Source organism: Paraburkholderia pallida (assembly GCF_004524855.1).
Classification (GTDB): domain Bacteria; phylum Pseudomonadota; class Gammaproteobacteria; order Burkholderiales; family Burkholderiaceae; genus Paraburkholderia; species Paraburkholderia oxyphila.
The window spans coordinates 2,709,150-2,721,114 of sequence record NZ_CP038148.1; the positions used below are offsets into that span (position 1 = coordinate 2,709,150).

Annotated in this window: 9 protein-coding genes; 1 reads left to right on the plus strand and 8 read right to left on the minus strand. The window is 65.2% G+C overall.

Features of this window, described 5'->3' with window-relative positions; all coding sequences use genetic code 11:
• Positions 1-50: 50 nt before the first annotated feature.
• The 4 genes from E1956_RS12270 to glnA all read right to left on the minus strand — a co-directional run bounded on the left by E1956_RS12270 (position 51) and on the right by glnA (position 6,625).
• Positions 51-2,132 carry a prolyl oligopeptidase family serine peptidase gene (locus E1956_RS12270; protein WP_134749181.1) on the minus strand — a complete coding sequence of 694 codons (2,082 nt, stop codon included), beginning with the start codon at positions 2,130-2,132 and terminating at the stop codon, positions 51-53.
• A gap of 130 nt (positions 2,133-2,262) precedes the next feature.
• Positions 2,263-3,843 (minus strand): nitrogen regulation protein NR(I), encoded by a 1,581-nt coding sequence (gene ntrC, locus E1956_RS12275; protein WP_134749183.1) that lies wholly within the window; start codon positions 3,841-3,843, stop codon positions 2,263-2,265.
• A 47-nt stretch (positions 3,844-3,890) separates the two neighbouring features.
• A complete protein-coding gene (gene glnL / locus E1956_RS12280) occupies positions 3,891-5,033 on the minus strand; it encodes a nitrogen regulation protein NR(II) (protein WP_134750559.1) in 1,143 nt (380 codons plus the stop codon).
• A gap of 176 nt (positions 5,034-5,209) precedes the next feature.
• Positions 5,210-6,625 carry a type I glutamate--ammonia ligase gene (glnA, locus tag E1956_RS12285; RefSeq protein WP_028216849.1) on the minus strand — a complete coding sequence of 472 codons (1,416 nt, stop codon included), beginning with the start codon at positions 6,623-6,625 and terminating at the stop codon, positions 5,210-5,212.
• 507 nt (positions 6,626-7,132) lie between these two features.
• Between glnA and E1956_RS12290 the strand changes: the two genes are divergently transcribed.
• The gene (locus E1956_RS12290; RefSeq protein ID WP_134749185.1) at positions 7,133-7,597 is read left to right on the plus strand and encodes a rhodanese-like domain-containing protein; all 465 of its coding nucleotides are present in this window, start codon (positions 7,133-7,135) and stop codon (positions 7,595-7,597) included.
• 186 nt (positions 7,598-7,783) lie between these two features.
• On the opposite strand, the gene E1956_RS12295 is transcribed toward E1956_RS12290, so the two are convergent.
• The 4 genes from E1956_RS12295 to E1956_RS12310 all read right to left on the minus strand — a co-directional run bounded on the left by E1956_RS12295 (position 7,784) and on the right by E1956_RS12310 (position 11,784).
• On the minus strand, positions 7,784-8,620 hold the full coding sequence (locus tag E1956_RS12295; protein WP_134749187.1) for a competence/damage-inducible protein A: 837 nt from the start codon (positions 8,618-8,620) through the stop codon (positions 7,784-7,786).
• A 42-nt stretch (positions 8,621-8,662) separates the two neighbouring features.
• The gene (locus E1956_RS12300; protein ID WP_134749189.1) at positions 8,663-9,496 is read right to left on the minus strand and encodes an EI24 domain-containing protein; all 834 of its coding nucleotides are present in this window, start codon (positions 9,494-9,496) and stop codon (positions 8,663-8,665) included.
• Between the two features lie 182 nt (positions 9,497-9,678).
• Complete coding sequence (locus E1956_RS12305) at positions 9,679-10,707, minus strand: sterol desaturase family protein (RefSeq protein WP_134749191.1); 1,029 nt, start codon at positions 10,705-10,707, stop codon at positions 9,679-9,681.
• A 45-nt stretch (positions 10,708-10,752) separates the two neighbouring features.
• Positions 10,753-11,784 (minus strand): YVTN family beta-propeller repeat protein, encoded by a 1,032-nt coding sequence (locus E1956_RS12310; protein ID WP_134749193.1) that lies wholly within the window; start codon positions 11,782-11,784, stop codon positions 10,753-10,755.
• Positions 11,785-11,965: the final 181 nt, after the last annotated feature.

Consider the following 11,965-nt stretch of genomic DNA (forward strand, 5'->3'; position numbering starts at 1 on the left):
GATCGCACGCGGGCATACGTTCACTCGAACGAGCGCAGCCCGCGCGCCGCTCACCACGTTCCGGCGAGCGTGGTCCACAAAAAGCGGAACACGAGCGCATCGTATTGCGCGCGCTCGAGCGAGTCGCTGCCCGGCCCGTGACCGCCTTCGGTGTTCTCCAGATACCAGACGTTCGCGTGCCCCTGCTCCTGCATGCGCGCGACCATCTTGCGCGCATGCGCGGGATGGACGCGGTCGTCGCTGGTCGAGGTCGTGAAGAGCACCGGCGGATACGCAACGTCGGCCTTCACGCGCTGATACGGCGAGTATTCGGCAAGCGCACGCCCTTCTTCGGTGTCCTCAGGATCGCCGTATTCGTCCATCCATGACGCCCCCGCATGCAAGAGCGGATAGCGCTGCATGTCGAGCAGCGGCACTTCGCACACCACCGCGCCGAACAGCTCGGGCCGCTGCACCATGCACGCACCAACCAGCAGGCCGCCGTTGCTGCCACCCTTGATGCCCAGTTGCGCCGCGCTCGTATAGCCCTCGGCCACCAACTGCTGCGACACCGCGATGAAGTCGTCGAACGAGCGCTGCCGATGCTCGCGCTGCGCATCCACGTGCCAGGCCGTGCCATACTCGCCGCCGCCGCGAATATGGGCGATGGCGACGATGCCGCCCTGCTCCAACCAGCCAATGCCGGAGCCGACGAGATACTGCGGCGTGAGCGCGATTGCGAAACCGCCATAGCCCGTCAACAGGCACGGCAGCGGCTTGCGCGTGTCGCCCTCGAGCGCGGCGCGCGGGCCGACCACGGTGAACGGCACCATCGTGCCGTCCGCGGAGCGCGCATGCGAGCGGATCACGGCGAGCGGCGTGGCGTCGAATTGCGTGGGCCAGCGGTCTAGCAGTTCCCAGCTCTGCAGGTCCTGCTGCGCGAGATCGGCGAGCCAGTATTCGGGCGGCAGCAGATAGTCGTCCACGTCGACGAAGACTTCGTCATTGAGCGTGTCTTCGATGGGCGACACGTCCACCTGCGAGCTCGCGCGCGCCGGGAACAGACGCGACTGCCATGTCCACGCGCCGTCCTGCTGCTGCGGCTGCCACAGCATCGTGCGGCTTTGCACGTCGTCGAGCCACGAAACGATCAAGACGTTTTGCGTATTGGTCCAGTCGCACGCCGACGTGACCGGCGTGGGCGTGAAGAGTGGCGTGACGTTGCGCTCACCCGCGAGAAATGCGTCCTCGCGGATCGCGAGCAGCGAGCCGCCCGCCCAGGTTGTTTCGCCGAGCGTCCAGTCGAGTCGCGGCTCGAGCAGCAGCCAGCCGTGCCACGCGCCCACTGCCACGTGCGAGGGCACGTCATAGAGTTGCCACTGGCTGCGCTCATCGAGACGATAGGTAAAGGAATCGAAGAAGTCGACGCTGCGCACCACGTCATGGCGCTTCTCGACAGGGTCGTAATCGCCCTCCACGCTAATGTCGTCGAACTCGCCGCGGAACACCACGGGCGCGTCGGCGAGCCGCGTGCCGCGCGTCCAGCGGCGCACCTCGCGCGGGTAGCCCGAGCGCGTGAGCGTCTTCTTGCCGTGATCCCAGCCGACATACGCGGTATCGCGGTCGATCCACGAGATGATGTGCTTGCCTTCCTTCTCGATGGCGAAGCCGCCATCGACGAACACGCGCCTGGCGAGATCGAATTCGCGCACGACGACGGCGTCGGCGCCGCCGTCCGAAAGCTGGATCAGCGCCCGATCGCCATCGGGATAGAGGATGTCGATGCCCGCGCAAACCCAGGGCATGCGTTCAGCCGCGCCGAGCGCGTCGAAGTCGATCAGCGTCTCCCATTGCGGCTTGCGCGCGCGCCAATCGGCCCACTTCGTGCGGCGCCAGAGGCCCTTGGGATTCTCCTCGTCCTCCCAGAGGTCGTAGGCCCACTCCTGCCAGCGGCTCGGGATCACGGGCCGCTCGCGCGGCAGATAGGCCTGTGCGAGGCGCTTCTCCAGCGCCCCGAAGCGCGCGCCGCCCTGCCACGCGCTGCGCGTGCGCGCGTTCTGCTCTTCGACCCAAGCCATGGCGGCGGACTCGTCGAGCGATTCGAGGGAGAGGAACGGATCGGCCTCGGCGGGCCAGGGAGAAGTCACGGGCATATTCGATCGTCGACGGGAAAACAGCGTCGATTATGCCCCAGCGCGCGGCCAGGCTCCTTGTGCCTGAATACGGCCGTGCGTGGCGGCGCAAACCGGCCGCCGCGCACGATTCATGCCGCGCTCAGTGCGCTCATTCGAGGTTGAGCTCCTGGATCTTGCGCGTGATGGTGTTGCGGCCGATACCGAGCCGCTCGGCGGCCTCGACCTTGCGCCCGCGCGTAAAGTCGAGCGCTTCGCGAATCACGGCGGCTTCGAAACGGCGCGAGAGCTCGTCCATGACGCCTGCGGTGTTTTCGCGCAACAGACGCGCAACTTCAGTACGCAGGCCGCTTTCCCACACGCTCGCGGGTAGCACGGCCCCACCGGTGGCGCCAGGGAAAGTGCCCGCCAGCGCGCCGGGTGCGCCAACGCTCGCGGCCGCGACGCCCGCGCCCGTCACACTCCCCGCCACCGCCACGCCGCCACCGTTCACGAGCGGCGCGCCCACCGAGCCCGCGCCGGCGAGCGCGGCTTCGCTCAAAGCCACCGCCTGGGCGCCCTCGGTTGCCGCGGCATGCGCAGGCACGAGATCGGGCGGCAGATCCTTGATCTCGATGGTCTGCGCGGGCGCCATCACCGTGAGCCAGTTCGCGAGGTTTTCGAGCTGGCGCACGTTGCCGGGGAACGGCAGCGCCGACATATAAACAAGCGCCTCGTCGGACACGCGCTTGGGCTCGACGCCCAGCTCGCGCGCGCTCTTTTGCAGAAAGTGGCGCGTGAGCAGCGGAATGTCCTCGCTGCGTTCGCGCAGCGCCGGCAAGCGCAGGCGAATCACGTTCAGACGGTGATACAAGTCCTCGCGGAACAAGCCCTGGCGCACACGCGTTTCCAGGTTCTGGTGCGTGGCCGCGATCACCCGCACGTTGGCACGCAGCGGATTGTGGCCGCCCACGCGATAAAACTGCCCATCGGAGAGCACGCGCAAGAGGCGCGTCTGCAAGTCGAACGGCATGTCGCCGATTTCGTCGAGGAACAGCGTGCCGTTCTCGGCTTGCTCGAAGCGGCCCTGGCGCATTGCCTGGGCGCCCGTGAACGCGCCGCGCTCGTGGCCAAACAGTTCGGACTCCAGAAGATCCTTCGGGATGGCCGCGGTGTTCAGCGCAATGAACGGGCCGTTCGCGCGTGGGCTATGCCGGTGCAAGGCGCGCGCGACAAGCTCCTTTCCGGTGCCCGACTCGCCGGTGATGAGCACGGTGGCCGCCGAATGCGAGAGGCGGCCGATGGCGCGAAACATGTCCTGCATCGCGGGGGCCTGGCCCAGCATCTCGGGCGCCTCGGCGGGCCGCTCGTCCCACTGCTGCTCGCCGCGCATGCTCTCGTCCACGGCGCGGCGGATCAGCTCGACGGCCTTGTCCACGTCGAAGGGCTTGGCGAGATATTCGAACGCGCCGCCCTGGAACGCGGCCACCGCGCTATCGAGGTCGGAGAACGCGGTCATGATGATGACGGGCAAGCCCGGCACGCGCTCGCGCACGGTCTGCAGCAATTCGAGGCCCGAGCCGCCCGGCATGCGAATGTCGGAGACGAGCACCTGCGGGCTGTCGTGATCGAGCGCGCTCGCGGCGTCGCGCACGTTCGAGAAGCTGCGGGTCGCAAAATTCTCGCGCGCAAGGGCTTTTTCAAGCACCCAGCGTATCGATTGGTCGTCGTCTACTATCCAGATCGGCTTCATAAGGTCGGTCAGAAGTCCTGGTGGCGTGCGTTGGTGGTAGCGGTAGATCAGTAGTCAAGCGGCAGCAGGATCTGAAATTCCGTGTGGCCCGGCCGGCTTTCCACTTCGATCAGTCCGTCGTGCTGCTGGACGAACGTCTGCGCGAGCGTGAGGCCGAGACCGCTGCCATCCTCGCGTCCGGAGACGAGCGGATAGAAGATGCGGTCGCGGATGTCCTCGGGAATGCCGGGTCCGTTGTCGATGATATGCAAGTCCAGTGCCAGCTTGCACAGGCGTTTGGAAATCGTGATCTTGCGTGCGATGCGCGTGCGCAGCTCGATGCGCGCGTCGCCTTGCGAAATGCGTTCGCGCAGCGCCTGCGCCGCATTGCGCACGATGTTCAGCAGTGCCTGGATCAGCTGCTCCTTGTCGCCGCGCAGGTCGGGCACGCTCACGTCGTAGTCGCGCTCGATCGTGAGGCCGCGCGGAAACTCGGCAAGAATCACCGCGCGCACGCGCTCGCACACTTCGTGAATGTTCACGTCGCCGACGATATGCGGATGCCGGTGCGGCTCGAGCAGCCGGTCGACGAGCGTCTGCAGCCGGTCCGACTCCTTGATGATCACCTGCGTGTACTCGCGCAGCTCGCCGCGCTCGAGCGTGCCGAGCTCGAATTCGAGCAGCTGCGCGGCGCCGCGGATCCCGCCGAGCGGATTCTTGATCTCGTGCGCGAGATTGCGGATCAGATGCTTGTTGACGGTCGCGAGGTCGTGAATGCGCTCCTCGCGATCGCTCTTGATGTGCCGCTCGTTCTCGAACAACTCGAGCAGCACGTAGTCGGGCGCGCTTTCGAGGAACCCGACGATCGCGTGCACGTGCAGCGGCTCGCGGCCCGGGCGCTCTAGCGTGGCGTCGAGACGCGTCGCATGAAAGCGGTGCGCCGCGATCGACGCGATCGTTTCGAGCAGCTCGTCCGCGTTGGAAAAAAGATCGGACCACGCCATCTGCGCGAGTTGGCGCCGCGAGAGATCGAGCATCGCTTCGGCCGAGGGGTTCGCGAACGCCACGCGCAAGGTGCGCTTCTCGAGCACGAGCACGACGGTGGGCAGCGCTTCGAAGCCGGGCAACAGACCCGACTCCACGAGCGTTCCCTCGTCCGAGAGCGGCTCCGCGTGGCCCTTCCTTGCCTTGATCAGATTCTTGAGCACCATGTTGCGGACGGGCTGGTTCAATCCATGTTGGTAAAAGACAGCGACGCGGCAATCAGGCCAACTTCGAACCCACGGACCAACGAAAAAGGGACGGCGCTGCCGTCCCTTTGCGACCGTTTCGCCGAAGTCGGAGAAGGTGCTACGCCTGCTTGCGGCCGGCGTAGCGCCATCGTCGATTACAGCGAGTAGTACAGCTCGAACTCGACCGGGTGCGTGGTCATACGCACGCGCTGGAGCTCGCCTTCCTTCAGGTCGAGGTAGGCGTCGATCATCGAATCCGTGAACACGCCACCGCGCGTCAGGAACTCGCGATCCTTGTCGAGCGCTTCCAGTGCCTGGTCGAGGCCCGCGCAAACGGTCGGGATCTTTGCATCCTCTTCCGGCGGCAGGTCGTACAGGTTCTTGTCGGCGGCTTCGCCCGGGTGGATCTTGTTCTGCACGCCGTCCAGACCGGCCATCATCAGTGCCGAGAAGCACAGGTACGGGTTGGCCAGCGGATCCGGGAAGCGCGTTTCGATACGGCGGCCCTTCGGATTCGAGACGTGCGGAATACGGATCGACGCCGAGCGGTTGCGTGCCGAGTAAGCGAGCTTGACCGGTGCTTCGAAGTGCGGAACCAGACGCTTGTACGAGTTCGTGCCCGGGTTCGTGATGGCGTTGAGCGCGCGAGCGTGCTTGATGATGCCGCCGATGTAGAACAGCGCGAACTCGGACAGGCCTGCGTAGCCGTTACCCGCGAACAGGTTCTGGCCGTCCTTCCAGATCGACTGGTGAACGTGCATGCCCGAACCGTTGTCGCCAACGATCGGCTTCGGCATGAACGTCGCCGTCTTGCCGTAGGTGTGCGCCACGTTGTGGACGATGTACTTCAGTTGCTGCGTCCAGTCTGCGCGCTGAACCAGCGTCGAGAACTTGGTGCCGATTTCGTTCTGGCCTTGACCTGCCACTTCGTGGTGGTGCACTTCGACCGGAATGCCGATCTGCTCGAGCAGCAGACACATTTCCGAGCGGATGTCCTGGAACGTGTCGACCGGCGCGACCGGGAAGTAGCCGCCCTTCGTGCCCGGACGGTGGCCCGTGTTGCCGCCTTCGAATTCCTTGCCCGACGACCACGGCGCTTCTTCCGAGCCGATCTTGACGAAGCAGCCCGACTGGTCCGTGTTCCACTGGACCGAGTCGAAAATGAAGAACTCGGGTTCCGGACCGAAGAAGGCCGTGTCGCCAAGGCCCGTGCTCTTCAGGTACGCTTCGGCGCGCTTGGCGAGCGAGCGCGGGTCGCGCTCGTAGCCCTTGCCGTCAGCCGGCTCGACCACGTCGCAGGTCAGCACGAGCGTGGGCTCTTCGTAGAACGGGTCGATGAACGCAGTGTTCGCGTCCGGAACGAGCAGCATGTCCGAGGCTTCGATGCCCTTCCAGCCGGCGATCGACGAACCGTCAAACGCATGGCCCGACTCGAACTTGTCTTCGTCGAATGCCGACAGCGGCACCGAGACGTGCTGTTCCTTGCCACGCGTATCGGTGAAGCGGAAGTCGACAAACTTGACGTCTTCGTCCCTGACGAGCTGCATGACGTCGGCCACGGATTTACTCATAACCTATTCTCCTGATTAACGATTTCGGCGATTGTTGCCGCCGTGCCAATTCTTCTGATCCAAGCTGACCGCTCTGGCACGCCTCGAGCAGGCCGGCTGTGAATCGATCGAGACATATAAAGCAGCTTCCGTGCCAAGTCTGCGCCACCCTGGCGCAAACCCAATCTGGGCGCGCACCTGAACTAAAACGACGCGCGCCGCAAATGTGCCGGCTCCACAAACGAGCCGCCTTCCCGCACCATTTCCGTGCACTCCCGAATTTGGCGCGTGAAACTGACTCCATTATGGTGCATAAAAACCTGATTGCACCATTTCGATGCAAACCCGGCTGGGCGACGCTTTGCACGCACCTCGCACGCACCCGGCTGGCGTACGCGGGGTGTCTAGATTAGCGCACCACCGCCCCGTCGAGGCTCTTTTATGCGGCATGGACGCCCCCTTCCCGCACTCATGCAGCGCGCTAGAATGATCTTTTGGTTCAACACGAGAAACAGGAGATCTGCTGTCATGAGTACGCTCGAACAGTTGTACGCCCAAGCCGACAAGCGCCGCGTCGAGAACCAGTTGCCCTATGCGGGCGCGGTCTCGCCCGCCGAGGCGTTCGAGCTTCTGCAACTCGACGCGCGCGTGAAGCTCGTCGATGTGCGCACGCGTGCCGAGCTCGATTGGGTCGGCCGCCCCGTGGTCGGTGACGGCCAGTATGCCCATGTCGAGTGGACGCGCTACCCGGGCGGCGTACCCAACGCCGAATTCATCGCCCAGCTCAAAAACGTTGCCGATCCTGAAGCGCCCGTGCTGTTCCTCTGCCGCAGCGCCGCGCGCTCGAAGCTCGCGGCCATCGAGGCCGCCAAGGCCGGCTACAAGCAGGCGTACGACCTGCTCGAAGGCTTCGAGGGCGACAAGAACAGCGAAGGACATCGCAAGACGGTCACGGGCTGGTGCTTCCGCGGCCTACCCTGGTTGGGCGCCTGACGCGAAAGCTACGCGCCTCGCCCGGATCGACTGAATCGATTGCGGCCACGGTCCGCAGGCGCTAGCCCGGCGGACCACTTTGATCGCCGCATATGACACGGCGATGATCGCGCGGCGCAGCCGGGACACGCGGCAAGCTCCGGCAGCGCCCGTTCCGGGTCAACCCGCCGCCGGGCGCTGCCAGCGTTATCGGGCCGGCGCGGCGTTGCCGGCTTTAGCCGGCTCGGGCGGCTCCACGATATCGCCGCCCAGCAGATGCACGCCTTCGCGCAGCTTCACGAACGCTGAAGCCACCGCCTCCGGCTCCCCCTTCACGCCCAGATCGATATGCCGGCGCGCATAAATGCCGCCGCGCTCCGCATCGCCCACGCTCGGCAGGCTGAACACGCGCACGCCCGGAAAATCGCGCTCGATGCGCTCCATGAGCGGCGTGAGCGTCGACTCCGGCAGCTCGAACACGAGCAGCGACTTCTCCGCATGCGGCGTCTGATGATGCAGATGCGCGTACTTCGTATCGAGCACCCATTCGATCATCGGCCAGGCCATCACTGGAAAGCCCGGCACGAAATGGTGATCGCGAATCGAAAAGCCCGGGATCTTGTTATAGCCGTTCGGGATGATCTCGCAGCCTTGCGGGAACGTGCCCATCTGGAAGCGGTGCTGGTTCTCGGGCGCATTGAAGTCGACCGGATCGGCGCCTGTGTGCATGTCGCGGATGCGCTCGCTGATCAGCGTCCTCGCATCGGGGTGCAGCTCAAGCGGCACGCCCAGCGCGGCCGCGGCGCACTGGCGCGTGTGGTCGTCCGGCGTCGCGCCGATGCCGCCCGTGGAAAATACGATGTCGCCCGAAGCAAACGAGCGCGCGAGCGTCGCGGTGATGCGCGCCGGGTCGTCGCCGACGTATTCCGCCCAATCGAGCGCGAGGCCGCGCGCGCCGAGCAGTTCGATGACCTTCGGCAGATGCTTGTCGGTGCGGCGGCCCGAGAGAATCTCGTCGCCGATGATGATGACGCCAAATGCCATGAGTTGCCTCGTCGTAATCGCAGGAATGGAATGGGGTGAACTTCAGTGCACGATGGTCACGTCATGCCCTGTCGGGCGCGCCTCTTCCGCGCGCAGACGCTGGAGCGCGCGCAGGCAGTAGTGGCCGAACCAGAGGGCCGTGAACACCAGAATGAACGCATAGATCCAGATGGTCGCCACGGCGACGAACGGGAAAAACAGCAGCAGCCACGCGGAGGCAATCCAGACCGCCGTGGGCAATGAGCTGAGCAGGCCGCTCGCCACGCCGATCGCGAGCAGCGGCAGCCGGTACCGCCGCACGAGCTCGCGCCGCTCCTCGGCGGTGGCGTGCAGCGCGAGCGCGTCATAGGTCATCACGCGATAGGTCAGCCAACCCCACAGCAGCGGCGGCACGAGCGCGAAGAACGGCGGGAAGAACCAGAGCGGCAGCGAGACGCACAGCAGTGCGATGCACACCACCGTGGTCCAGAGCGAATGAAACAGGCTGCCGTACCAGCTACCGCCGTGCCGCGCCTCGAGCGTGGTGTACTGCCGGGCCGTGAGATGGCGAATCACGCGCGGCATCGAGATCGCGACGATCAGCAGCAACACGGTAATGACGATGAGCGGAACCGACAGGACAATCACCACGAACGGCCCGATCATGTTGCGCAGCGTGCCGTAGCCGAGCAGGTCGAACAGGTGATAGAGGTACGCGGTGGCCCACCAGTGCTCGAGCGCGGGACGCAGCGCATCGATGAGCGGTTGCCAGAACGCATAGAGCAAGCCGCCCCACACCGCCGCCGCCACGAGGAACGGCACGAAGGTCAGGAACAGCATGGAGGGGTGGAGTGCGCCGGCAAGCGCGCGTCCGAATGAGCGCAGCAGATCGTTCATGCGAGGGGGAAATGTGCGGTAAGACGAGGAAGCATCGCGAGGCCCACGGGTTCGGTGCGTCAAATCGACAGCATAAACCACGGCGCGGCGGGCCGGCCAATGACTAGAGGCGTGAGAAGCACGGGACGCGCACGAAGCTCACGTCCCGGCGGGAAAGCGCAAGAGCAGGCAGGAACTTCGGATCAGGCAGCGCTGGCGTCGTCGCGGGTTTCGCTTTTTGCGCGCCGTTGCGCCGAAAGTCGGCGCGCGATGCGCCGGAACGCGAGCCCGTGCTGGGCCCAGAAACCTTCGCCATAACGCGCGCCTTCGAGCTGGTCGCGAATGCCGGTAGGCTCGATCTCGCGATTGAACGACGCGCTGCCGAACATCATGTCCCACCAGGGAAACAGCACGCCGAAATTGCAGCCATAGGTCGTGCCCTCGTGGCCATAGCCGATCGCGTGATGGCGCCGATGAAAGCGCGGGCTCACGACGAGGCGCTCGCCGAGCCAGCCGAAGTGCACGCGGATATTGGCGTGCTGGACGTTCTGCACGAAATCCGTGAGGGCGACGAGCACGACGAACTGCGCGGGCGGCACGCCGATCACGAGCGCGATGGCGGCGAACATGCAGGACTGTCCCAGCACGTCGAGAAGATGATTGCGGTTATCGCACCAGAACGACATCTTGCGCTGGCTATGATGGACCGCATGCAGCTCCCACCACGGGCCGAAGCGGTGCGAGAGCCGGTGATACCAGTAGCCGAAGAAGTCGAGCACGACCAGATAGATCGCGAACGTGACGAGCGGCACAGTCGTCACGCCGGGCCAGAGATTGTCGATGTCGACACTCATCACGCCGTGCAGGCGCAGCCAGCCCTGGGCGCGGTCGAACACCGGCTGCAGCGCGAAAAAGAACAGCAGATTGAAGATGCCGAGCCGCGTGATCCAGGTGTAGAGCGCGTCCACGCCCACACCCTTGCGGCCGCGCCATTTTTCCACCGGCATGAGCGCTTCGAGCGGACGCAGGATCGCGTACATGGCCGCGATCTCCAGCACGCCGACGATCACCCAATAGAGCGCGTCGAACGTATCCTCATCCACGTCCATGAAGCCGGCGTAAAAAAGCAGCGGCTGCAGAACATTCACATAGACGAGCGTCTGGAGCCACGACACGAGGTCGTCGGCGCCGGACGCGGCCCAATGTGCGCAGGAACTCAGAAAGGCAAGCATGTGCGGCGGAAATCCGTCGACGAGGCGCGCGCGAGCGTGAGTGCCTCAGGCACCGTTGGGCGACATGACCGGCGCGCGGTCGTAGAAGTAGATGCCATGCGGCGAGCGGCCCACGGGAATCGTCTTCACGAGCTTCTTCGTCTGCATGTCGATCAGGCCCACGCGTTTGGCGAAGCGGAACGTAACCCACAGGTAGCGCTTGTCGGCGGTCAGCTCCATGTCGTCGGGCCCGGGCAGCAGGCCGTTGATCTCGCCCACCTTCTCGAGCGACTCTTCGTCGATGATGCTGATGACGTTCGAGACGCGGCTCGACACCAGCACATGGCGGCCGTCCACCAGCGAGCGGAAGTTGTGCGCCGCCTTGCCCACCTGGATCGTCTTGATGACCTTCTGGTTGCGCCAGTCCACCACCGCGACGTAGTCGGCGCCCGTCATGCCGACGAGCAGGTATTTGTCGCCGGGCGTGAGCCACAGGCCCGCGGGCGCCGCGCCCACTTTCATCTTCCAGAGCACGCGCTGGGTGGGCAGGTCCACCGCCGCGATCTCGCCCGACACCTGCAGCGAGACGAACACGGTGTTGCTGTCCTTCGTGAACGCGAGGTGGCTCGGCATGGCCGAGAGCGGCAGGCGTTTGGCAATGGTGAAATTGCCGGCGCCGCCATAGTGATAGATGTCGAGACGGTCAAGACGCAGGCCCGTGGTCACGAACCACTTGTTGTCGGGCGAGAAGCCGAGCTGATACGGGTCTTCGATATTCTCGATCCAGCGCTGCGGCTTGCCGGTTTTCGGGTCGACGAACAGCAGGTTGTTCGACACCGAATTCGCGACGATCAGCGAGCTGTTGTCGGGCGTCGGGAACAGGTGATGGGGCTCCTTGCCGGTGGGCACGGTGCCAACCACTTCGTGGGTCTTGTCGTCGATGAGGCTCAGCGTGGCTTCGCCCGAGTTCAGCACGATGATGTTGTTCGCGTGCGCGGCGGTGACGGGAATACCGGCCAGCGCGGCGCAGGCCAGCGCAGCGCTGGCAGCCTTCACAACGAGGCGGCCCGCGGCGCGGCGGAATGTTTGATTACGCATGGGGGGGTCGTTTCCGGACAGATTCGTGATTGTAGAACGTCTACCTTCCTGCAAGGTTGACGTAGGGCCGATGAAATGCGACCGGGTGCCGCGCCTGGTCCCCGTTTTGCCCTGTTTTGTCCGCTCCTGCGCCGCTTTTCGAACTTTTGCGATCGTCCGGGACCCGTCTTGCCGGACGGCC